The sequence below is a fragment of the Nocardia brasiliensis NBRC 14402 genome, assembly GCF_000308475.2.
Lineage (GTDB): Bacteria > Actinomycetota > Actinomycetes > Mycobacteriales > Mycobacteriaceae > Nocardia > Nocardia brasiliensis.
Genome location: NZ_BAFT02000046.1, coordinates 18,781 through 41,081 on the forward strand (window position 1 = coordinate 18,781; position 22,301 = coordinate 41,081).

Annotated in this window: 17 protein-coding genes and 2 pseudogenes; 10 read left to right on the plus strand and 9 right to left on the minus strand. The window is 68.8% G+C overall.

The features are described from left to right. Position 1 precedes the first annotated feature (1 nt). The 5 genes from TY25_RS15010 (at position 2) to TY25_RS15030 (ending at position 4,559) form a co-directional block, all read left to right on the plus strand. On the plus strand, positions 2–865 hold the full coding sequence (locus TY25_RS15010; RefSeq protein ID WP_042256730.1) for a hypothetical protein: 864 nt from the start codon (positions 2–4) through the stop codon (positions 863–865). A gap of 103 nt (positions 866–968) precedes the next feature. Then, positions 969–2,138, plus strand: a complete 1,170-nt coding sequence (locus TY25_RS15015) for a thiolase family protein (RefSeq protein WP_042256731.1) — start codon at positions 969–971, stop codon at positions 2,136–2,138. After that, positions 2,135–3,148 (plus strand): phosphotransferase family protein, encoded by a 1,014-nt coding sequence (locus tag TY25_RS15020; protein WP_042256732.1) that lies wholly within the window; start codon positions 2,135–2,137, stop codon positions 3,146–3,148. Before TY25_RS15015 ends, TY25_RS15020 begins: the two co-directional genes overlap by 4 nt. Then, positions 3,145–3,888, plus strand: coding sequence for an SDR family NAD(P)-dependent oxidoreductase (locus TY25_RS15025; protein WP_042256734.1), 744 nt, complete (start codon positions 3,145–3,147; stop codon positions 3,886–3,888). Before TY25_RS15020 ends, TY25_RS15025 begins: the two co-directional genes overlap by 4 nt. Positions 3,889–3,980: 92 nt before the next feature. Next, positions 3,981–4,559 carry a pyridoxamine 5'-phosphate oxidase family protein gene (locus TY25_RS15030; RefSeq protein WP_042256735.1) on the plus strand — a complete coding sequence of 193 codons (579 nt, stop codon included), beginning with the start codon at positions 3,981–3,983 and terminating at the stop codon, positions 4,557–4,559. Here the strand turns inward: TY25_RS15030 and TY25_RS15035 are convergent. From TY25_RS15035 to TY25_RS15045, 3 genes and pseudogenes are all read right to left on the minus strand, one after another. After that, positions 4,556–6,502 (minus strand): MFS transporter, encoded by a 1,947-nt coding sequence (locus TY25_RS15035; RefSeq protein ID WP_042256737.1) that lies wholly within the window; start codon positions 6,500–6,502, stop codon positions 4,556–4,558. The two genes, TY25_RS15030 and TY25_RS15035, sit on opposite strands and share 4 nt — an antisense overlap. Before the next feature lie 318 nt (positions 6,503–6,820). Then, positions 6,821–7,147, minus strand: a pseudogene (locus tag TY25_RS15040) (transglycosylase family protein); the annotation flags it as partial. Between the two features lie 367 nt (positions 7,148–7,514). Continuing rightward, complete coding sequence (locus TY25_RS15045; RefSeq protein WP_042256741.1) at positions 7,515–7,982, minus strand: PaaI family thioesterase; 468 nt, start codon at positions 7,980–7,982, stop codon at positions 7,515–7,517. 249 nt (positions 7,983–8,231) lie between these two features. Between TY25_RS15045 and TY25_RS15050 the strand changes: the two genes are divergently transcribed. The 3 genes from TY25_RS15050 to TY25_RS15060 all read left to right on the plus strand — a co-directional run bounded on the left by TY25_RS15050 (position 8,232) and on the right by TY25_RS15060 (position 13,672). Further along, positions 8,232–9,179, plus strand: a complete 948-nt coding sequence (locus TY25_RS15050) for an SMP-30/gluconolactonase/LRE family protein (protein WP_042256742.1) — start codon at positions 8,232–8,234, stop codon at positions 9,177–9,179. A gap of 114 nt (positions 9,180–9,293) precedes the next feature. Next, positions 9,294–11,990 carry a discoidin domain-containing protein gene (locus TY25_RS15055; RefSeq protein WP_042256743.1) on the plus strand — a complete coding sequence of 899 codons (2,697 nt, stop codon included), beginning with the start codon at positions 9,294–9,296 and terminating at the stop codon, positions 11,988–11,990. 53 nt (positions 11,991–12,043) lie between these two features. Continuing rightward, positions 12,044–13,672 (plus strand): BCCT family transporter, encoded by a 1,629-nt coding sequence (locus TY25_RS15060; RefSeq protein WP_042256745.1) that lies wholly within the window; start codon positions 12,044–12,046, stop codon positions 13,670–13,672. Between the two features lie 3 nt (positions 13,673–13,675). On the opposite strand, the gene TY25_RS15065 is transcribed toward TY25_RS15060, so the two are convergent. Beyond that, complete coding sequence (locus TY25_RS15065) at positions 13,676–14,311, minus strand: response regulator (protein ID WP_042256759.1); 636 nt, start codon at positions 14,309–14,311, stop codon at positions 13,676–13,678. Then, positions 14,308–15,483, minus strand: a complete 1,176-nt coding sequence (locus TY25_RS15070; protein ID WP_042256746.1) for a sensor histidine kinase — start codon at positions 15,481–15,483, stop codon at positions 14,308–14,310. Before TY25_RS15070 ends, TY25_RS15065 begins: the two co-directional genes overlap by 4 nt. Positions 15,484–15,655: 172 nt before the next feature. On the opposite strand from TY25_RS15070, the pseudogene TY25_RS15075 reads away from it, so the two are divergent. Further along, a pseudogene (locus TY25_RS15075) lies at positions 15,656–17,214 on the plus strand (multicopper oxidase family protein). Positions 17,215–17,217: 3 nt separating this feature from the next. Here TY25_RS15075 and TY25_RS15080 read toward each other — a convergent pair. The 4 genes from TY25_RS15080 to TY25_RS15095 form a co-directional block, all read right to left on the minus strand. After that, positions 17,218–17,973, minus strand: coding sequence for an NYN domain-containing protein (locus tag TY25_RS15080; protein ID WP_042256748.1), 756 nt, complete (start codon positions 17,971–17,973; stop codon positions 17,218–17,220). Between the two features lie 54 nt (positions 17,974–18,027). Continuing rightward, positions 18,028–18,843, minus strand: coding sequence for an RNA polymerase sigma factor SigF (locus tag TY25_RS15085; RefSeq protein ID WP_042256749.1), 816 nt, complete (start codon positions 18,841–18,843; stop codon positions 18,028–18,030). Continuing rightward, positions 18,833–19,264, minus strand: a complete 432-nt coding sequence (locus TY25_RS15090; RefSeq protein ID WP_042256750.1) for an ATP-binding protein — start codon at positions 19,262–19,264, stop codon at positions 18,833–18,835. The genes TY25_RS15085 and TY25_RS15090 overlap by 11 nt, the downstream gene beginning before the upstream one ends. A 113-nt stretch (positions 19,265–19,377) precedes the next feature. Beyond that, positions 19,378–21,000 (minus strand): peptide ABC transporter substrate-binding protein, encoded by a 1,623-nt coding sequence (locus TY25_RS15095; protein ID WP_042256751.1) that lies wholly within the window; start codon positions 20,998–21,000, stop codon positions 19,378–19,380. Positions 21,001–21,471: 471 nt separating this feature from the next. Between TY25_RS15095 and TY25_RS15100 the strand changes: the two genes are divergently transcribed. Then, positions 21,472–22,026, plus strand: a complete 555-nt coding sequence (locus TY25_RS15100) for a DUF8020 domain-containing protein (RefSeq protein WP_042256760.1) — start codon at positions 21,472–21,474, stop codon at positions 22,024–22,026. The last annotated feature ends 275 nt before the right edge of the window (positions 22,027–22,301 follow it).

Consider the following 22,301-nt stretch of genomic DNA (forward strand, 5'->3'; position numbering starts at 1 on the left):
CATGCCGAGCCTCCGCCACGAAGCCCCACTCGAGTTGCTGCGTCACAACCCACTGCTGGCCGCCGCGCTCCTGGCGGGTACCGGCATTCCGCTCGCCGCCGACACTCGCGCCACCATCACCGACAGCAACCTCAGCACCTGCGAACCGCCCGAGTACCTGGCCGATGCCGTCACCCTGCTCGAAGGCGCGCACGGCAAACTCGCGGTCATCACCGAATCCCAATCCGCGCCACCGAAACGCCGAAAGCGCAGGGCGTGGCCCGCGTATGTCGCCGTCGCCCAGGCCCAGCACAAATGCGATGCCGTCCTGGTCGTCATCACGGACAGCCCCGCCACCGCACGCGCCTGCCGCCGCACCGTGCGCACCGGGCACCCCGGTTTCGATCTGACCCCCATCGTCATCGGCCCGCACAACACCCCTGCCCCGAACAGCTCCGCCTTCCGTACCGCCACACCCGAACTCACCGTCCTGGCCAGCCTCACCCACGCCCTCGATCTGGACGATGACGCCACCCGGCGCATGGTTCTCGACAACCTCGCCGACCTCGATCGGGAGACCCGCAACACCTACACTCGTTTTGTCCGGCATGCCGCCTCGGACGCGGCCACCAAAGCCCTGGAGGAACTCATGGCCAGCTCCATCTACCGCGACGAATTCATGGACGGCCTGCTGGATCAGGGGCGCGCCGAAGGCGAGGCGAAAGGCGAGGCGAAATCGCTGCTGCGAATTCTCGCCGTGCGCCGCTTCACCGTCCCCGACGACCTCCACACCCGCATCATGGCCTGCACCGACACCGAACAGCTGGAGAGCTGGATCGAGCGCGCCGTGGTCGCCGAATCGCTGGCTGCAGTCTTCGACCTCTGACGTCGAGACTCCGGGACGAGCAGTGCGTCGACGGCGGCAACCGCGCGAATCCGTGTTAACTTAGACCAGAATCGCAGGTAACTTAAGTTGATCGGAGAGGGCTATGGGGTCCGCCGTAATCGTTGATGTGGTGCGCACGCCGTCGGGCAAGGGCAAGGCCGGGGGTGGGCTCGCCGACGTGCATCCGGCGACCTTGCTGGCGGGGGTGTTGCGCGAACTGGTAGCGCGCAACGACCTGGATCCGGCGCTGATCGACGATGTGGTCGGCGGGTGTGTGACGCAGAGCGGCGAGCAGGCGTTCAACATCAGCCGGACGGCGGCGCTCGCGGCGGGCTTCCCGGAGTCGGTGCCCGCCACGACGGTGGATCGGCAGTGCGGGTCGAGTCAGCAGGCGGCGCACTTCGCGGCGCAGGGCGTGATGTCGGGGGCGTACGACATCGCGATCGCCTGCGGTGTGGAGTCGATGAGCCGCGCGCCGATGTTCTCCAACGCGCAGGGCAAGGATCCGAACCAGGGTCCGCTGGCCCACCGCTACCCCGAAGGTCTTGTGCAGCAAGGGATCGCGGCGGAGGTGATCAGCGCGCGCTGGAAGTTCGACCGGGCCGCGCTCGACGAGTTCGCCGCCCGCTCGCACCGGCTGGCCGCCGAGACCGCCGCCGCGGGCGGTTTCGACCATGAACTGCTCGCGGCGGGCACGTTGACCGCGGACGAGACGATCCGCCCCGGCACCACCGCCGCGGGTCTGGCCGCACTGCGGCCCGCGTTCGTGGACGAACAGTTCACCCGGCGCTTCCCGGAAATCGACTGGTCCATCACGCCGGGCAACTCGTCGCCGCTGACCGACGGCGCCTCGGCGGCGTTGATCATGAGCGAGGCGGCGGCGACCAAGCTGGGTCTGCGTCCCCGCGCCCGCTTCCACTCCTTCGCCGTGGTCGGCGACGATCCGCTGCTGATGCTCACCGCGGTCGTGCCCGCCACCCGCAAGGTGCTGGCGCGGGCCGGGCTGACCATCGACGAGATCGACGCCTACGAGGTGAACGAGGCGTTCGCCCCGGTGCCGCTGGTGTGGCAGCACGAGCTCGGCGCGGACCCCGCCAAGCTGAACCCGCGCGGCGGCGCGATCGCCCTCGGCCACCCGCTCGGCGCATCGGGCACCCGCATCCTGGCCACCCTGGTGAACCATCTCGAACAGACCGGCGGCCGCTTCGGCCTGCAGACCATGTGCGAGGCGGGCGGACTGGCCAACGCCACCATCATCGAGCGGCTCGGATGACGCCCGCGGGTCTGGATCTTCCTGCGCTGCAACGGTATTTCGAGCAGCACGTCCCAGACACGGCGGGCCCGCTGACCGCGACGCTGTTGCAGGGCGGCAAGTCGAATCTCACCTACCGGTTGAGCGACGGCACGCACGACTGGGTGCTGCGCCGCCCGCCACTCGGGCCGCTCACCCCGACCGCGCACGACATGGCCCGGGAATACCGCGTCGTCGCGGCCCTGCGCGATACGAATGTCCCGGTCGCGCAGGCGATCGCGCTGTGCGCGGACACCGCGGTGATCGGCGTCCCGTTCGCGGTGGTCTCGTTCGTGGACGGGCTGGTCCTGCAGGACGGCGACCAGACGGCCGCGCTCACCACCGAGCAGGCGCGGGCCACGGGCAACGCCCTCGTGGACACCCTCGCCGCCTTGCACGCGGTCGACTACGCCGCCGCCGGTCTCACCGAATTCGGCCGTCCCGCAGGGTATCTGGCCCGGCAGGTGAAACGCTGGCGCGGCCAGTGGGATCGGGTCGCCACCCGGGAACTCGACGCACTGGACCGGCTCACCGAGGCCCTGCGGCGCACCGTGCCCGAGCAGTCGGCCGAGACCATCGTGCACGGCGACTACCGCTTGGACAACACGATCGTGGACCGCACCGACCCCGGCCGGATCGCCGCGGTCGTCGACTGGGAGATGGCCACGCTCGGCGACCCGCTCGCCGATCTCGGCCTGCTACAGGTCTATTGGGACAATCGCTGCGAGCCGGTGCTCGGCGTCCGGCATGCCCCGAGCGCGAATCCCGGCTTCCCCAGCAGCGACGAGGTGGCCGAACGATATGCGGCCGCAACCGGTTTCGCCCTCGATCGGCTGCCGTTCTATCGCGCGCTCGGCTATTTCAAGCTGGCGGTCATCGCCGAGGGCATCCATCAGCGTTTCCTCGCGGGCAAGACCGTCGGCGACGGTTTCGCCACGATCGGCGCGGCCGTCCCGCTGCTGCTCGACATCGGTCTGGAGACCCTCGGATGAGCGCGGCCCGCAGCGCGCTGGTCACCGGCGGTTCCCGCGGTATCGGCGCCGAGGTGGCGCGCCGTCTGGCCGCCGAGGGTTACCAGCTCACCATCGCGGCACGGAACAAGGACACGCTCGACGAGGCGGCGCGCCGCCTGCACGCGGAAACGGGGGCCGCGGTGAATCCCGTTGTCGCGCAGATGAACGACCCCGCGCAGGTGCGGGAACTGGTGCGGGCGCACGCGGACCGCTTCGACGGCCTGCACGCGCTGGTGCTCAGCGCGGGCACCGGCACCGCGGGCACGGTCGCCGAGATGCCGCCGAAAAGCTATGAGCGGATGCTGGACGTGAACTTCCGCGCTCCGCTCACGCTCATCCAGTCCGCGCTCCCCCTGCTCCGCAAGAGCGCCGCCGACGATCCGCACCGTGGCGCGAAAATCGTTGCGCTCGCCTCCATCACCGGCGTCGCGGGCGAAGCGGGCCTGGCCGCGTACGGCGCGACCAAGGCCGCGTTGATCTCGCTCTGCGAAACCGTTTCGCTGGAAGAGTCCGGGAACGGCGTCAGCGCGACCGCGATCTCCCCCGGCTACGTCGACACCGACATGACGGCGTGGAAGCGCGACGTGCTCGCCCCATCGGCGATGCTGACCACCGGGGACATCGCCGAACTGGTGCTGGCGATCACGCGCCTGTCCCGCAATGCCGTGGTGCCCAACATCGTCGTCTCCCGCGCGGGTGCGCAGATCTGGCGGGCCTAGGCGTGATCTAAGCCTCAGCCGCCGGGCGACCGGGTGTCGCGGCGTTACGCTCATCGGTGTCCGATCGTGGGACGACATGGGAAGGGGCCCCGATGGCGAAGGTCTTCGCACAGCTCGATGACGCGCTCCGCAAGTTCATCGGCGAGCAATCGATGTTCTTCGTGGCCACCGCACCGTCCGAGGGCGGCCGGGTGAACCTGTCCCCCAAGGGTTATCGCGACACCTTCGCGGTGCTCGACGAGCACACCTTCGCCTACCTCGATCTCTACGGCAGCGGCGCGGAGACCATCGCGCACCTGCGCGACAACGGCCGGATCACCATCATGTTCTGCTCGTTCACCCGCACCTCGAAGATCCTGCGGCTCTTCGGCACCGGTCGGCTCGTCCGGCCCGATTCCGCCGAATTCGACACGCTGCGACCGCATTTCGGTCTCCAGCATCCGGGCCTGCGCGGTGTCATTGTGGTCAGCATCGACCGGATCGCCGACTCCTGCGGGTATTCGGTCCCCTATCTCGAACTCGTCGACGAGCGCCCGGTGCTCGACGCGCTGCACGACCGCCGCGGCGACGCCGACTTCGCCAAGCGCATCGCGGGCGACAACGCGACCAGCATCGACGGCCTACCCGCCCTGGAGCCGGACCACCCGTTGCCGTCCGCGATTACGCGCTAGCGCCCGGTCGGCACCGGCGTCAGTTCCGCCAGCTCACGCTGAACCACCCGGTCGTGCTCGGCGGCCGCCGCCGCGGCTCGTTTCGGCGACCAGTGCCCGGCCATCAGGAAAACGAACGGCAGGAACGCGACCTGTGCGAGCAGGCAGATCCACCACCAGCGGGCCCACTGCTCCGGCGAATCGTCCTTGGCCTGCTGCACCTCTTTCCCGTGCGCGGCCAGGTACGCCTGGTCGGCGGCGGGGATGGTGCCGACCGTCTCCAGCTGTGCCCGTGCTTGGTTCAGCTTCGGGCCTACGGCGGTCGCGCCGGCCAGTTCGGCGGGCGGGATCTGCTGGACCGCGGTGAGCCGGGCGATCGCCTGATCCGGCGGGATACCGAACTTCCGTGCGACCTGACCCACCGCCGCGAGTCCCGCGTTGGCGTCGGCGGGGTTCGCGGCGAGCGCCGCCTGGGTGGCGGGTTCGATCGCCTGCAACGTCGCCAGTTCGTCCGGGTAGCGGGCGTTGAGCGTGAACGCCGCCTGGATCTCGGCGGGCGTGACCCCGGTCAGCTTCGTCAGCGCCGCCAGCTGAGCCGCCTGGTCGTTCGGATCTTTGCCCAGCACCGCCAGGGTTTCCGGCCCCACCTGCTGGATCGTGGCCAGCTGGGCACCGTAGCGCGTCTGTATCTCGTGCAACCGCGGACCGTGGTTGACCAGCGGCCCCGCCGCGTTCACCACCACGAGCAGCCCGAACAGCACCACGGTGACCACGCCGCGCAGCATCCCGCCCCACACCGCGAGACCCACCGCGGTCGCCGCGGGATTGCGCTGCTCGACCGTCTCGGTGAAGCTCGCCATCCAGGTGGAGTAGGCGATGCCCGTCCCGATCGCGATGAGGGCGAACACCCAGGCGAAGGTGTAATAGCCGGTGTCCGGGTCGTCGGTGTACCCGATGAACAGGTACATGCCGACGATGCTGAGCACCGCGCCGACGATCATGAACGGCTTACGCACCTTGAGGTAGTCCGAGGCGAGCCCGGCCAGCACCAGCGCCACCGCGTTGGCGGTCCAGTACCAGTTGCCCAGCGCGTTCGCCTTGGCCGGGCTGAAGCCGAAATTGGTCGCCATATAGACGGTCAGGAACGACACGATCGTGTAGAAGAACGCCAGGAACAGGCTGATCCCGAACGCCGAGCCGACGATGTCCAGGTGCAGCATCTGGCGCCACTGCCCCTGCTCGAGCTTGCGCACGTCCAAACCGCGCGCCCGCGCCTCGATGAGCGCCCGGTCGCGCAGCGAGACCATGATCTGGTCGCGCAACGGCGGGCTGAGCTCACGCAGGCCGATCACCGCGAACACCGCGATGACGAGACAGATCACGCCGCAGAGCCGGTAGTGATACTGCCAGTCGGGGTGCGCGTCGAGCGTCCTGGTGGAGATGCCGGTGGTGACCAGCGCGCCGATCACCGGGCCGAGGGTCCAGAAGCCCATCGCCGAGGCCCGGCCGAGCTGCGGCGAGAAGTCGCGGATGAGTGCGGGCGTGGCCACCAGCACCGCGCCCTCGACGATGCTCACCACGCAGTAGACGAAGAGGTACTGCTCCTTCGTCGTGGTCGCGGGCACCGCGAACAGCGTCAGCAGCGAGCAGATCACCACGCCGTACGCGACGATGTTCGCGCGCCCCCAGCGGTCGAGCACCCCGGCCAGCACCGAGGCCACGGCGCCGAAGGCCGCGCCGATGATGAAGATCCAGACAAAGTAGGCGAACGACAGCTCGAAGTAGGCGATCAGTTCGTTGCCCACCGCGCCGGTGACGAACAACTGGTAGTAGAGCGCGATCGAGGTGACGACGACGACCGTCAGGTACCAGGAGCGGGCTGGGGTGTCGGGGTAGTGCGGTAGCTTGCGCTGCCACAGCCCGGTGAGAAGCGTCGGTGGGGCTGCGGTCGGGGTCGAACTCATGGTCGAGATGCCTTTCTGACCACGGCATCTCGGCTGGATCCACGACGATCCAGCACCGAGAGAGCCGGGTGGCAACAGGGTAGTGATGGGTATCACCACGCGCAGGCATTTCCCGGCCCGAGACCGAAACGTGTTCTAGTTCCGAAAGATGGGACGAAATATCTGAATACTCGCTGCGCACACCCGCATTCGGCGGCACGCGAAACAGCGCAGCTCCATGGATATCACCGGAAAACTCGACGCCTTCCACCGGTGACGCAATCGCCCCGAAATAGCCCGGCGCCTACCGCGTTTCGCGGCAGGCGCCGATCGGCGTCAGAGGTGGGCGCCGCAGACCGGCCAGGCACCGGCACCCTGGGTGGCGAGCACGTTCTCGGCGACCCGGATCTGCTCGGCCCGGCTCGCGTTGCTCGGCCGGCCGACACCGCCGTTGGCCTCCCAGGTGCTCTGGGTGAACTGCAGACCGCCGGAGAAGCCGTTACCGGTCTCGATGGCCCAGTTGCCGCCGCTCTCGCACTGCGCGACAGCATCCCAGTTGTGCGCGGACGCGGTGGCGGTGGACAGGCCGAACGGGACGACGACGAAAGCGCCGAGCGCGGCCGTGAGGCCGAGGGCACGAGCGCTGAACTTGCTGTTGAGCGACATAGGGAGTTTCCTGCCTGCGCCCACCGACACGACCGTCGAGGTCGCGTCCCTGCCCCCAGGTAGGTCGGGGATCCGCGGACCGTGGGACAGGGTTACCGGCGTTCAACGGTCCGAGTTCGAGCCCGTCTTCGATCGGGCTTCGGCGACGGTAGCGAAGAATTCGCTGCAAATCACGCGGTGATCACGGATGAATTGTCGACACAAACTGAGAGGGCATTGCTATTTCCCCTTCCGAGCAGCCGGAAAGGGTTATACGAGCGTTCAGTTATCGTTACGTTATGTGCCCGAGATCACAGCGAAATTGTGTTTCCGCTCGCAACGTCCGGTGCCGAGTCCCGGTCAGCGGGACGCCGCCACGCCGACGTCCCTACTTGCCGTGGGCGCGCAACTGGTAGAGACCTTCGGTTTCCGCGACGACCACGCCCGCGGCGTCGGTGACCACGGCCCGCAGCGTGAAGTCGGACTTCCCGTTCGCGGCGGCCTCGGCCTCGATCCGGGCGATCTCCGCGTCGGACAGCGTCGCCTCGGCGCGCACATCGGTCTTGGCCGGCTTGCGGAAGTACACGTGCAGGTCCTTCACCAGCGGGTAGTACGCGGAATTGTCGAAGGTCGCGATGGCGATCGCGCCGCCGAGGATCTCCGCGACCGTGAACAGCACCCCCGCGTACATCGCCCCGAAGTGGTTGCCGTTGCCCTCGACCGGCACCGTCGTCGCCGCGAAGCCGCGGCGCACCTCGGCCGCCGTGATCCCCATCCGGTGCGCGACCGGAATGGTGAATTCCAGTGCTCCGTTGATGATTTCGGTGAACGGCGGGGTCGCCACCTCGTCGGTCATATCGCACCAGTCCCTTCACACGCCGGGCGCGACGCACCTGGTCGCCGCCCATCCGGCCTCAGCAAAGGGTAAACCGGACCTGGCGCGCCACCGTCACCGACATCGCCGCCGATTTCCGGTCCGCCGAGGCATACTGCGCTGTGCCATGGGCATACCGCACGAGTCGCCGCCGCGACCGGCGGGCGACGCCCCAGGCCGCCGCGGCCGGAAACGGTTCATCACCGGCGCACCCGTCGGGAAAGGGAGACCATGACTGAACTGCGCAAGGCAGCAACGGTATTGGCGGCGTTGGCGTTCGCGACGGTGTCCGCCGTGGCCGCGCCCGCGGCCCAGGCCGCACCGGTGTGCGCGGGCGCCGGGCAACCGACCGTTCCCGTCGCGGCGCTGCCCGGCGCGCTGGAGGGGCTGACCGTCGACGCGCGCGGCCGGGCATACACCACCGACCTGGCGACCGGCCGGGTCTACCGGATCGACGCCCCGGGTGCGGTCCCGGTGCCGATCGCGACCGTGCCGAGCGGCGGCGGGGGCGCGCTGGCCTGGACGCCGGAAGGCACACTGCTCGTCGGCTACGGTGCGGACGCCCGCGTGTTCGCGGGCGACGCGCTGCGGCACGCGGGCATCGTCGAACTCGATCCGGACACCGGCGCGCTCACCCCGTTCGCGGCCGGGCTCAGCGCGGCCAACGGCATGGACGTCGCGCAGGACGGAACGGTTTATGCCACCAACGATTTCGGTGCGCTGATCGGCCGGGTGTATCCGAACCGCGTGGTGCAGGCCGATTGGGCGGCGTTCCCGAGTGCGAACGGCGCGGTGCTCGGCAGGGACGACGAATACCTGTATGTGGGAAGGACATTCGCCAACCCGGGAGTGAGCCGGATTCCGACGGCGAACCCGGGCGCACCCCAGTCGCTGCTCGACCTGGGCGGCGCCGACGCGCTCGCCGCGCCGGACGGGCTGACCTTGGATTCGCTGGACCGGCCGGTGGTTCCGCTGAACACCGCGGGACAGGTGATCCGGATCGACGCGCCGAATCAATACTGCGTGCTCGCCGGCGGCAATCCGCTGACCAGTGTGCTCACCTACGGTCGCGGCCCGACCGGCTTCTCGGCGGGCCGGCTGTTCGGCGCCACGTTCACCGGCGTGATCTACGAGATCCCCGGCGGTTTCGACCCGGACGCCACTACCGCCACCCCCTGACCGCCGTATGACCAGAGCCGCGACGACTGCTGCCCGAACGCGACGCCGGACATAGGATGAACCCCGTATCGCCGAGCACCACACGATCGTCCATGCAGCACATGGAGGTACGGTTTGGCTTCGCGCACCAGGTTCTTGATCGGCACCGCGTTCGTCGCCGCAGTGATTCTCGTGGCCTGCGGTGTGCTCTACGCCGTCCGGCACACCGGCGAGGCCGACGCCGCGCACGTGTGCCCCGAGGACGCCGCCTCGTCCGATCCCGGCTGGATGTCCTCGAACACCGACGTGGACGCCGCGTTCGACCAGCATCCGTTCGTCGGCAACGGCTATCTCGGGCTGCGTGTCCCGCCCCGCGGCACCGGCTACGCGCTCACCGGTGAGCCGTCCGGCTGGCCGCTGTACACGCCGCGCTACGACGGCGCCTTCGTGGCCGGGTTGTACGGGCACACACCGGGTCTGGCCGACGATCGGGAAGTCGCCGCGGCGATCCCGAACTGGTCCACGCTCACCGTCGGCGCCGGCGACGACACGTTCTCCACCGCGACGCCCGCCGCGCAGATCACGAAGTTCGCGCAGACCCGCTACCTGCGCTGCGGACTGGTGCGCACGACGCTCACCTGGACCGGCCGCGACGGCAAGGCCACCGACCTGGTGTACGAGGTGCTCGCCGACCGCGCCGACCAGCATGTCGGCGCGGTCCACCTGACCGTGGTGCCGCACTGGTCCGGCGAACTCACCGTGACCGACCGCCTCGACGGCGCCGGAGCGCGCAGGCTCACCCCCGTCGACGCCGGCGCGCGCGGCGACGGGATCGGCGTCGGTTTCCGCACCGAGGGCACCGGCGTGCCCGGCGAGGTCGCCTCGGTGTTGCGCACCGGACATCCCGTACAGCCCGGACCGGCCCGTGAACTCACCGCGGAACAGCAGAGCAGGTTCCCGGTCGAAGCCGGGAAGTCTTATGCAATAACCAAATTCGTCGGCGTCGACACCCAGCTCACCGCGCCCGAGCCCGCCGCCGCGGCGCGCGCCGCCGCACGCCGTGCCGCGGACCGGGGCTGGCCGCAGCTGCTGGCCGGTACGGCCGCGATCTGGCGCGCGCTGTGGCGCGGCGATATCGAGACACCCGACGCCCCCGAGTTGCAGAACTGGGTGCGCGGCGCGCTCTATTCGCTGTACGCCGGCACCAATCCCGAACAGGACAACAGCCTTTCACCGGTCGGGCTGAGCAGCGACAACTACGCGGGCGCGGTGTTCTGGGACGCCGATATCTGGATGTTCCCGGCCCTGCTGCAATTCGCGCCCGAACTCGCGAGATCCGTGGTGGAGTACCGCTACAAGACGCTGCCCGCCGCGCAGGCCAACGCCGCGCAGCTCGGCCTGCGCGGCGCGTTCTACCCCTGGACCAGTGCGAGCCGGGGCGCGCTGGCCGAATGCCACAGCTGGGATCCGCCGCACTGCCTGACCCAGATCCACCTGCAGGGCGATATCTCGCTCGCGGCCTGGCAGTATTACCTGGCCACCGCCGACACCGGGTATCTGCGCGAGCGCGGCTGGCCGATCATGCGAAACCTCGCCGAGTTCTGGGCTTCCCGGGTGACACCGAACGATGACGGCAGCTATTCGATCGAAAACGTCGCGGGCCCGGACGAATACAGCAACGGCGTGCGCGACGGCGCCTACACCAACGCGGTAGCCGCACTGGCGCTGCGCAATGCGACCAGCGCCGCGCAGCTCGTCGGCGCGCCCGCCCCGCCCCAATGGGTCGCCATCGCCGATCGGCTGCGCATGCCGTTCGACGCCGAACGGCAGATCTTCGCCCAGTACGACGGCTACGCGGGCACACCGATCAAACAGGCGGATACCGTCCTGCTCGTCTACCCGCTCGAATGGCCTATGCCGCCGGAGGTTTCGGCCAGGACCTTGGAGTACTACGCCGAGCACACCGATCCCGACGGCCCCGCGATGACCGATTCGGTGCACGCCATCGACGCCGCGACCATCGGTACGCCCGGCTGCACCACCAACACCTACCTCGAACGCGCCGTGCGCCCGTTCATGCGCGCGCCGTTCGGGCAGTTCGCCGAGGCTCGCGGCAACAAGGTAGGGGTCAAGGATGCGCTGGCGGGTGCGCCCGCCTTCACTTTCGTCACGGCCGCGGGCGGTTTCCTGCAGACCTTTACCAATGGTTTGCTCGGCCTGCGCCAGCGCGCCGATGAGATACGGGTCGATCCGATGCTGCCGCCGGAGCTGAGCTCCGGCCTGCAGCTGCACGGAATGCGCTGGCAGGGCCGGACTTTCGACGCCGAACTGGGGCCGGACCAGACCAGGATCATCTTGAAAGACGGTGCGGCCGTGCAGGTCCGGACGCCGACCGGCGTGGCGACGGTCAGCCGGGACGAGCCGCTGACCCTGCCGACCCGCCGCCCGGACCGCACTCCCACCGACAACCTCGCCCGCTGCAAATCCGTCACGGCGAGCGCCGAGGAACCGGGGCGCTACGCCGACGCCGCGGTCGACGGCAGCGTCGGCACCGGCTGGGCGCCGGGCGCCGGACCGGCCACCTACACCGTCGACCTCGGCACCGGCACATCGGTCGGCCGGATACTTCCGCGCTGGTCCGGCCCGGCCCCGGCGGCCACCTTCGAGGCCTCGCCGGACAATCACACGTGGACCGCGGTCGACCTCGATCCCGCCACCGGTGCGCCCACCCGCCCGCTCACGGCCCGCTACCTGCGCCTGACCCTGTCCGCCTCGGACCCGGCCGCCCGGCCGGACCTGCGCGAGCTCGAGATCTACGCCGCACAACGGTGAACGGCGGCGCGTCCCTTCGGCTATCCAGCGGTTACCCGTAATAGTGGATCGCGATGGCTACCGAGACAGACAAGACCTCGACCGCGCCGGATCTGCGGCTCATCGGCATCGGCGTCACCGCGGTGGTGGCGGCCGCCGGGTGGGCGGCCCTGGGCAAGGACAGTTTCGGCACCGCCTCCGAGACGGCACTGAACTGGGTGCTCGGCAACTTCGACTGGTTGTTCGTGGTGTCCGCCGACGTCTTCCTGGTGCTCTGCGTGGTGATCGCGGTCAGCCGGTTCGGCCGGATCCGGCTCGGTAAGGACGACGCCGAACCGGAATTCAGCAACCTCGCCTGGATCGCCATGATGTTCAGCGCGGGTATGGGCATCGGCCTGATGTTCTACGGAGTCGGTGAACCGCTCCAGCATTTCGTCGAGCCGCCGCCGTCCACCGGCATCGCGCCGCAGACCGCCGCCGCCGCCGGTACCGCCCTGCAGTATTCGCTGTTCCATTGGACGCTCACGCCGTGGGCGATCTACGGCATCGTCGGGCTCGCCCTGGCCTACGCGGGTTTCCGGAAGGGGCGCGGCAACCGGCTCTCCGCCGCGTTCGTCCCCCTGCTCGGTGCCCGCCGGGCCGCGGGCTGGGCCGGGCAGGCGATCGATCTGCTCGCGGTGTTCGCCACCGTGTTCGGCACCGCGACCAGCCTCGGGCTCGGCGCGCTCCAGGTCGCCAAGGGTTTGCAGCTCACCGCGAACGCGCCGGACACGGTGACCGTGCAGTTGATCATCATCGGCGCGCTGAGCGCCGCGTTCGTCCTGTCCGCCTTCTCCGGTCTGCACAAGGGCGTCAAGTGGTTGTCCACGGTGAACATCGCGCTGGCCGCGCTGCTCATGGTGTTCGTCTTCGTGCTCGGCCCGACCGTGTATGTGCTGGACAGCATTCCGTCGAGCATCGGCAACTATCTGACCAACCTGCTGCCGATGGCCACCAGGACCGGCGCCTACGCCGATTCGACCTGGCTCGGCAAATGGACGATCTTCTACTGGGCCTGGTGGTTGTCCTGGGCTCCGTTCGTCGGCACCTTCATCGCGCGGATCTCGCGCGGGCGCACCATCCGGGAATTCCTCATCGGGGTGCTGCTGGTGCCCAGCGGGGTCACCGTGGTGTGGTTCTGCATCATGGGCGGCAGCGCCATCCGGTTGAGCAGCACCGGCGTCGCCGATCTCACCGCCAACGCCGCCGACGCGGAGGCCTCGCTGTTCGACATGCTGAACGCGCTGCCCCTGGGCACGGTCACCTCCTGGGTGTCGATGATCCTGGTGATGACCTACTTCGTCACCAGCGCCGATTCCGCCTCGCTCGTCATGGGCTCGCTGACCAGCCGCGGGGCGCTCAATCCGCCGTCCTGGCTGGTGGTCACCTGGGGCATCCTGATGGCCGGGGTCGCCGCCGTGCTGCTCGTCGCGGGTGGCCTCGGCGCCTTGCAGACCGCCACGATCCTCGTGGCGCTCCCCTTCGTCCTGGTGATGCTCGCGCTGTGCTGGTCACTGCTGAAGGAACTCCGCGAGGACCCGGGTGCGGGGCCCGTCGGCCACCATCCGCTCTACGGACTCCGAGACGCGGTGCGCGCCATGGTCGGTGAGGCGATCAGCGAACGCGAGCCCGCCCGCAAGACCCGCCGCACGCCGCCACCCTGACCCTCACTTCAGCTTGTGCGCGTAGACCGCCAGGCGCACCCGGTTGTCGCAGCCGGTCTTGCCCATCAGGTTCGCGACGTGTGTCTTCACCGTCGTGACACCGAGGTGCAGGCGGTCGGCGATCTCCTGATTGCTCCAGCCCGCGCCGACCAGGGACAGCACCTCTCGTTCGCGTGGCGTCAATTCCGCTTGCGCGGCAGGCGGTTCCGGTTCCGGCCGGGTGGTCACGGCGCGATCGACGAGGCGGCGCAGCAGGTTCTGCGAGAAGAGCATGTCGCCGTCTGCAGTGCGGCGGATGGCGGTGAGCAGCTCGCTCGGCTCGGTGTCCTTGATCAGGTAACCCGCGGCACCGGCGGCGAGCGCCGGAAACAGATGCTCGTCGTCGTCGAAGGTGGTGAGCACCAACACTTTCGCCGAGGGTCGCGCCCCGACGATCTGCTCGGTCGCGGCGACACCGTCCAGGCCGGGCATGCGCAGATCCATCAGGATCAAATCGGGTGACAGTTCGGCGGCCGACCGGATGGCCGCGACGCCGTCGGCGGCTTCGCCGATCACCTCGAGGTCGGGGGTGGCCTCGATCAGCATGCGCAGGCCCGCCCGGACCAGACGCTGATCGTCGACCAGCAGCACGGTGATCACGAAGCGACCGCCGCTCGGTCCGCGGCGCCGGGCAACCAGGCGGCCACCGCCCAACCCCGCTCGGTCGCACCGACATCCAGCGTGCCGCCCGCGAGTTCCACTCGCTCGCGCATGCCGACGATGCCGTGGCCCGCCGAAGCCGCTGTCGCACTGCCCTTTCCGCCACTATCGATGCGCAACCGCACCCCACCGTCTCGATCGCGCACGCCGACCCTTACCGGCACCGCCGGATCGGCGTGTTTCATCACATTGGTCAGCGATTCCTGCACCAGCCGCAGCAGGGTCAACCGCCCGATCGCGTCCAGGCCCGCCGAACCGAGCGCCAGCTCCGCGTCGACGGTGAACCCGGCCACCCGCACCCGCTGCACGGCGGCCGTGATCTCCTTGTGCACCGCCGCCGCGTCCACGAGCGCGACCTCGCCGAGCGCCGGATCGCGCAGCGCCGCGAGCAGACGCCGGATGTCGGCGAGCGCGTCGGTGGCGGTGTCGCGGACGTCGTCGAGCACCGCGGTCATGGCCGGGTCCAGATCCGGGGCCACATGCCGGGCGATGCCGACTCGCAGCACGATCGAGGCCATGTGATGGGCGACCAGGTCGTGTAGTTCTCTGGCCAGCGCGCTGCGTTCGTTCGCGCGGGTGCGCAGTTCGGCGTCGGCGCGGCGGGCTTCGGCGTCCGCCGCGCGCAGTCGCAGGCTCGCCGCCAGCGCCCGCTGGCCGCGCAGGTACAGGCCGAGCAGCAGCGGTACGCCGACATAGGTACCCGCCTCGACCAGAATCGCCGCGCGCGAGAGGGACGCGTCGTGACTGCCCCAGCGCCCGAGCAGGACCGCGCAGGCCCAGCAAGCCGTCGCGAGCATCACCCGGGTGTTGCTCCGGGTCCGCATCACCGCCTCGACCAGGGCGACGGCCCCGAGATACGGCACCAGCCCGGACAGACCCCAGGCCTCGGTCCGGAACATCGGCACGGCGAGCGCCGCAAGCGCGAGCGCCACGGCCAGCGGCCACCGCCGACCCACCACGAACAACCCGCTCGCGACCATGGCCAACACCCAGTAACCCCAGGGCACCCGGTACTGGCCGGGGAAGGTGCTGGCGACCAGCAGCAGCGGAACCACGACGAGCGGGAGACACCGAACGGCCGACCGCACGGCGGGCCGGGAACCCATCTCCATCACGGTCCCACGGTAAGGGACTGCGGTGTCGCGGCCACCGAGACCTCCGGGCCGAGCGATGCGCACGGACCGGAAGGGCTCAGCTTCTAGCACGTCGGCGAGCCGCGCACAAGGGTCCGCGGGACGAGCGGGCCGCCGCCAGGACCGGCTTCGGGGCCGATTTCCGCAATCGATGAGCAATCGAAGCTGGAACGGACACCGACGACAAGGAGTAGACGTGGTCTCGAGACGAGGCTTCCTCACCGGAGTCGCCGTGCTGCCGCTCGCGGCGGCGTGCACGGCGCGACCCGCGGGCGCGCCGAGCTCGGCCACCACGGCCACCCGGCCGCTGCCCATCCCACGCTGGCCCCCTCGACGGTGGACGCCGCCGGCGTCCGGCACTTCCGGCTCGACGTCCAGGCGGGCAGCTCGGAGATGCTGCCGGGCAAGCGCACCCCGACCTGGGGCTACAACGGGTCGATCCTCGGACCGACGCTGCGGGCCCGCCGCCACGAGGCGGTCGCCTGCACGGTGCGCAACACCCTCGCCGAGCCGACCACCGTGCACTGGCACGGTATGCACGTGCCCGCCCGGCACGACGGCGGCCCGCATCAGACGATCGAAGCGGGCGGCAGCTGGTCGCCGGAGTGGACGATCGATCAGCAGGCCGCGACCCTCTGGTATCACCCGCATCCGCACGGCGCCACCGAAAAGCATGTCTACCGCGGACTTTCCGGCCTGTTCCTGGTCGACGACGACCCCTCCGACGCGCTCGACCTCCCGAAAGACTATGGCGTCGACGATATTCCGCTGATCATCCAGGACCGGCGCTTCACCGCCGACGGCGCACTGGACGAATCCGACCCGACCGATGTCGGTCTGCTCGGCGACACCATCGTCACCAACGGCATCGCTGGCGCGCACCTGGACGTCGGCACCGACCGGGTCCGGCTGCGGCTGCTCAACGGGTCGTCGGGGCGCATCTACCGGCTCGCGTTCGCCGACGACCGCGAATTCCAGCTCGTCGCCTCGGACGGCGGACTGCTCGTCGCGCCGGTGCCGTTGCGCGCCGTCCAGCTCAGTCCCGGCGAGCGCGCCGAAATCGTCGTCGGCCTGCGCGACGGTGAGCAGGTCATGCTGCGCTCGCTACCGATCGTCGCGCGTCGCGATATCGATCGCGCCGCCGCGTTCGGCTTCGACGACACCTTCGACATCGTGCTGCTACGCGCTGGTCGAAACCTGAAAAGAGCTGCGCCCCTTGCCAGTTCGCTCACCGCCATCGCACCGCTCGCCACCCCGGACACTCCGGTCGATCACGAATTCGAGCTGAAGTGGTTCATGATCAACGGTCAGCGGATGGACATGAACCGCATCGATCTGACGATTCCGGTCGACACCACCCAGGTCTGGTCGGTCCGCAACAACGACAACTGGCCGCACAACTTCCACGTGCACGACGTCCAATTCCAGGTGATCACCGTCGACGGCCAAGCCCCGCCGCCCGAACTCGGCGGCTGGAAAGACACCCTCTACACCGAGCCCCAGCGCGTCTATCGCCTGGCCATGCGCTTCGCCACGCACAGCGACCCCACCTACCCGTACATGTTCCACTGCCACCTGCTCCTGCACGAGGACCACGGCATGATGGGCCAATTCCTCGTCCTCGCCCCGGGCCGGCAGCCGGCGCCCATGGTCATGGACATGCCCGGCATGCACGCCGAATCAGGCTCCGGGCCAAAGCATCACGGGTGAGAGCTACTTGCCCGCCGTAAGGCTGCGCAGGTCGCGAACATAGGTGACGGCCTGCTTGCCTTCGCCGGGGCTGCGCGTCTCCAACTCGAAAAGCGTGGTGGCACTGAAGAGTTCACCCAATTTGCGGTAGCCGTAGGTGCGCGGGTCGAAGTCGGGGCGCTGCTTGTTGATGATCGAACCGACACCGGCCAGGGTGGCCCAGCCGGAGTCGTCGGAGGCGGCGTCGACCGCGTTGCGCAGCAGGTTCATCAGCTTGGCGTCGCCTTCGAACTGCTTGGCCGCGCTACGCCGAGCACCCGCCGGGGCCTCCTCGATGGTGCCGGTGAGGTTTTCGGTGTAGATGAACTTGTCACAGGCCGCGACGAACGGCTTCGGCGTCTTGTGCTGACCGAAACCGTAGACGGTCAGGCCGGATTCGCGGATTCGACTGGCCAGACGCGTGAAATCGCTGTCGCTGGAGACGATCACGAAGCCGTCCAGGTTGCCGGTGTACAGCAGGTCCATCGCGTCGATGATCATCGCCGAGTCGGTGGCGTTCTTGCCGGTGGTGTAGCCGAACTGCTGGATCGGCTGGATCGACTGGGCGAGCAACTGATCCTTCCAGCCCTTGAGGTTCGTGCTCGTCCAGTCCCCGTAGGCCCGCTTCACGTGCGCCGTTCCATATTTGGCCACCTCGGCGAGCAGGCCGTCGGCGATGCCGGGCTGGGCATTGTCCGCGTCGATCAGCACCGCGAGTCGCGTAGCGTTGTCGCTGGTCACAGCACACCCCAATCGTCGGTCGGCTCGAGCACCACCGTAGCCCGGCGCGGGCCGTCAGTCGCGTAGGGCTTGTTCGCGCAGGGTGCTGAGCGTTTTGGCGAGGATCCGGGAGACCTGCATTTGCGATACGCCCAGGTGTGCGGCGATCTGATCCTGGGTCTTGGACTCGAAGAACCGCATCACCAGCACCTGGCGTTCCCGTTCGGGCAACGCCGCGATCAGCGGTTTCACCGCCATGTAGTCCTCGACGATGCGGTACTCCGGCTCCTCGGCGCCCAGGCTGTCCAGCGGTGAGCGCGGGGCGTTCTCGTCGTCGCTGTCGGAGCCGACATCGATCGAGGAGGTCTGGTACGCGTTGCGCGCGATCAGCGCCTGGGTGACCTCGACGAGGTCGGCGCCGAGTTCCTCGGCGATCTCGCGCGCCTTGGGCATCCGGCCCAGGCGCTGCGCGAGGGTTTCGATCGCGGGCGCGATGGTCTGCTGAATCTCCTTGAGCCGCCGGGGAACCCGCACCGACCAGGTGTAGTCCCGGAAGTGCCTGCGCACCTCGCCCATGATGGTGGGCACGGCGAAGGCCAGGAACGGCGAACCCTGGGTGGGATCGAAACGGTCCACCGCGGCGACCATCCCGACCCGCGCGATCTGCAACAGGTCGTCGAAGTTCTCGCCGCGACCGGTGAACTTGCGCGCGATGTGCTCGGCCAGCGGCAGGCAGCGACCGATCAGTTCCTCGCGTAGCGCCGCGCGTCTCGGGTCGTCCGGGTCGAGCGCGGCCAACTCCAGGAACTGCGGCTCGATATTGTCGTAGCTGTCGCCGCCACGACGACGCGGCTGCTGGTCCACCTCGGACCGGGTCGCATCATTGCTCATCGAGTTCGCCCCGGGCCCAGACGAATTCGACGACAGTCGGATAGCCGTCGACGGCCGCGTCGAACGGCGCACGGGTCGCGGTGACCGAGTCGGTCAGTGTCTGCACGATATGCCAGCCGAAACTGCCTGCCCCGACCTCGGTTTCGGAGCGACCCACGGCCTGGATCGCGGCCTTCAGCACGCCTTCGCGGTAGGTGAAGGCGCAGGAAATGGTCGAACCGGGCACCGCGTCCTGCAGCAGCACGGTCGCGATCTCGTCGAGCGCGAGCCGGATATCGGTCACCTCGTCCAGCCCGAAGTCCGCGATCAGCAGCACTGTCTCGGCGAGCGCGCGCAGCATGGTCAGCTGCTCCGGCGTCGCGGGGACGGTCACGGCGACCGTCGTTGTCTCCGTCACGGATTCCGATACCCGTTCACTCATTCCGCCACCACCCTCGTGCGCCACGTGCTCGACCGACGCGTCAGCCTACCCGGAGCCGGGTGGCGACGGCAGAGCCGCGCCGACATTATCCGGCGGCGCGGCCCGTCCGGCGGCTACTTCTCGATGTTCTCGAAGTCGAATTGACCGTTCCAGGTGAGTTCGGCCTTCTTCACCTTCTCCCCCAGGCCCGCGGTGGCGATGTAGTCGAGCACCGGGATGTCGGCCATGTCACGCAACAGCAGGGCCTGCGCCTGCCCGACGAGCTTGTAGGACTCCTCCAGCGACGCGGCCGCCAGCGCGGCGTCGATGAGCTTGTCGAATTCGGGGTTGGCGTAGTCGATGTTGTTGGTGCCGGCCCCGGTGTAATACTGCGCGGTCAGGAACTGCAGCATGGTCGGGTAGTCACCCTGCCAGCCGTAGCGGAACGCCTTGCCGATGGTCCGCGCGGTGATCGCGGTCCGGATGTCCTTGAACGTCGGATAGGGCGCGCCGATCGCCTCGATGCCGAGCGTGTTCTTGATGCTGTTGGCGACCGCTTCGATCCAGGCCTGGTGCCCGCCGTCGGAGTTGTAGGCGATCTCGTAGCGGCCCGACCACGGCGAGATGGCGTCGGCTTGGGCCCACAGCTTCTTGGCCTCGGTCGGGTTGAACTTCAGCACCTCCGCGCCCGGCAGGTCGCCGTCGAAGCCGGGCAGCGTGATCGCGGTGAAGTCGCGCGAGGGCACCCGGGTGCCGTGGAAGATGTTCTCGCAGATCTGTTCCCGGTTGATCGCCATGGACAGCGCCTTACGGCGCAGCACGCCTTCCTCGCCGGACAGGTGCGGGATATTGGATTGGCTGCTCACGTGCTGGTTCTGTGCCGTGGGCTTGGTGATCGCGCGATCGCCGAGGTCCTGCTTGTAGGAGGCCAGCGCGCTGTCCGGGATGGTGTCGAGCGCGTCGAGATTACCCGCGATCAAGTCCGCGTAGGCGGTGTCGAACGACTGGTACATGACGAACCTGATGCCCTTGTTCTTGGCCGGGCGAGCGCCCTTGTAGTCCGGGTTCGCGACCAGGTCGACCTTGACGTTGTGCTCCCACGCGCCGGTCCGCGCGAACTTGTACGGCCCGTTGCCGATCGGGTTCTCGCCGTAGGCCTTCATGTCCTTGAACGCGACCTCGGGCATCGGATAGAACGGGGTGAACGCGAGCGCGAGCTCGAAGTCGATCGACGGACGCGTCAGCGCCACGGTGAAGGTGTGCTCGTCGACCACCTTCAGGCCCGACATCGTCTGCGCGGTGGGCTTTTCCGCGGCCACGTCGTCGTATCCGACGATCGGCGCGAAAACATAGCCCTGCAATTGCGCGTTGGTGCTGAGCGCGCCGTAGTTCCAGGCATCGACGTAGGACTCGGCTGTCACCGGTGTACCGTCGGTGAACTTCCAATCCGGCTTGATGGTGATCTTGTAATTCTTCCGGTCGGTCGTCTCGATGGACTGCGCCATGTCGTTGTGCGCCACACCGTCGGCGTCGTAATACTTCAGCCCCGCGAATATCCGGTCCGCGATCCGGCTGCCGTTGTTGTCGTTCATGCTGGTCGGCACGATCGGGTTCTGCGGCTCGGTGATATTGGTCGTCACGATGCCCGCGTCGGTGTCCTCGTCGGACGAGCACGCGGACAGTCCGAGGCCCGCGGCCAATAGCACCGCCGCCGTCAACGCACCAGCTCTTGTGAATCTCACTGCGTTTCTCCCCATGTCGAGAAATGGAGGGAACCCGTGACACGCGTGAGGTCACCAGCGCGTGCCGACACGATCCGCCTTGAATGTCCTCGGACAGTAGCGATTCCGGCAAGCGCTGTCATCAGATCGACAACTTGCGGCGGGTGAGGCGTTTACAGCCAGTCCTTCTTGCGGAACAGCACCCAGGCCGCGATCTTGCGAGTCGCCTGCCGCGCTCGGTGATCATCGCGGCATCATGCGCAGCACAACCAACCGGTCCGGATGTTGACGGCGAGCTCCCAGCGATGCCAGGGCAACTCAGGAAATCGGCGCCGGAACCGCTGTGCTCCTGCCGATTTCGCGGTGCGATTCGCCGGATTTCGTTGCGCGGGATTCGCGGAATCGATCACTCGGCCCAGGCCCCCGCGCGAGAATAAAAGCGGCCTGATCCGCCTTCACTCCGAACTATCGGCTGTCGTGGCCGAGCAGAACATGTGGGGAAACACGATGAAAATCAAAGGATTTGCCACCGCGCTTCTCGCGGTAGGAGCTACCGGAATCACCGCGGGCACCGTCGCCGCCGAACCGCTTTCGACACCATCAGCCGAGGTCAGCGCGTATGGCGTCGATCATGGCATCGGCTACACCACGACAACCGACGGCCGCGGCGTGCGCACCACCGTCGACGCGGGCGCGTTCGCGCTCACCCAGGACGGGACCGCGGTTACGCTGACCGACGCCGCGGGCACCGTGGTCGCTGCGCTACCCACCTCGTTCACCGCCGGCGGCGCGACGTTCGCGCTGCGGCCGGAGCTCGCCGACGCGGGCCGCACGGTCACGCTGACACCGGTCAGCGCCCCGGAAACCAGCGCGCACCTGGCCCAGCTGGTCGATCAGGCGGACGACACCATCGCGCGCAAGCAGTACAACGCGGGGATCGGCGCCCTGATCGGCGCGGGCATCGGCGCGGTGATCGGGTTCTTCCTCGGCGGTGTCGGCGCCCTGGTCACCATCCCGATCGGCGCGGGCATCGGGGCCCTGATCGGTTACTCCACCCCGTAATTCGCCGACGGAGCGCCGACGCGGCAGGTGCGCGTCGGCGCTTCGGGTAGCGCCGGTACCGAGTCGGGCGCGGCCCGGCCGCTGTGCATGATGGTCCGCATGACCGACCTTGTGCTCGCGATCGATCTCGGTAAGACCGGCTGCCGCGCCTCGCTGCGCCGCGACGGCCACGAGATCGGCGCCGCCACCGGATCCGGCACGCCGGGCCTGGCCAATGCCGGCGGCGTCGCGGCCGCGGAGCAGTCGATCCGCGCGGTCGTGGCCCGGATCACGCC

Bases quoted from the DNA above. Each gene is read 5' to 3' on its own strand.
- TY25_RS15010 (WP_042256730.1), top strand. From the start codon at position 2: ATGCCGAGCCTCCGCCACGAAGCCCCACTCGAGTTGCTGCGTCACAAC.
- TY25_RS15015 (WP_042256731.1), top strand. From the start codon at position 969: ATGGGGTCCGCCGTAATCGTTGATGTGGTGCGCACGCCGTCGGGCAAG.
- TY25_RS15020 (WP_042256732.1), top strand. From the start codon at position 2,135: ATGACGCCCGCGGGTCTGGATCTTCCTGCGCTGCAACGGTATTTCGAG.
- TY25_RS15025 (WP_042256734.1), top strand. From the start codon at position 3,145: ATGAGCGCGGCCCGCAGCGCGCTGGTCACCGGCGGTTCCCGCGGTATC.
- TY25_RS15030 (WP_042256735.1), top strand. From the start codon at position 3,981: ATGGCGAAGGTCTTCGCACAGCTCGATGACGCGCTCCGCAAGTTCATC.
- TY25_RS15035 (WP_042256737.1), bottom strand. From the start codon at position 6,502: ATGAGTTCGACCCCGACCGCAGCCCCACCGACGCTTCTCACCGGGCTG.
- TY25_RS15045 (WP_042256741.1), bottom strand. From the start codon at position 7,982: ATGACCGACGAGGTGGCGACCCCGCCGTTCACCGAAATCATCAACGGA.
- TY25_RS15050 (WP_042256742.1), top strand. From the start codon at position 8,232: ATGACTGAACTGCGCAAGGCAGCAACGGTATTGGCGGCGTTGGCGTTC.
- TY25_RS15060 (WP_042256745.1), top strand. From the start codon at position 12,044: ATGGCTACCGAGACAGACAAGACCTCGACCGCGCCGGATCTGCGGCTC.
- TY25_RS15070 (WP_042256746.1), bottom strand. From the start codon at position 15,483: ATGGAGATGGGTTCCCGGCCCGCCGTGCGGTCGGCCGTTCGGTGTCTC.
- TY25_RS15085 (WP_042256749.1), bottom strand. From the start codon at position 18,843: ATGAGCAATGATGCGACCCGGTCCGAGGTGGACCAGCAGCCGCGTCGT.
- TY25_RS15090 (WP_042256750.1), bottom strand. From the start codon at position 19,264: ATGAGTGAACGGGTATCGGAATCCGTGACGGAGACAACGACGGTCGCC.
- TY25_RS15095 (WP_042256751.1), bottom strand. From the start codon at position 21,000: ATGGGGAGAAACGCAGTGAGATTCACAAGAGCTGGTGCGTTGACGGCG.
- TY25_RS15100 (WP_042256760.1), top strand. From the start codon at position 21,472: ATGAAAATCAAAGGATTTGCCACCGCGCTTCTCGCGGTAGGAGCTACC.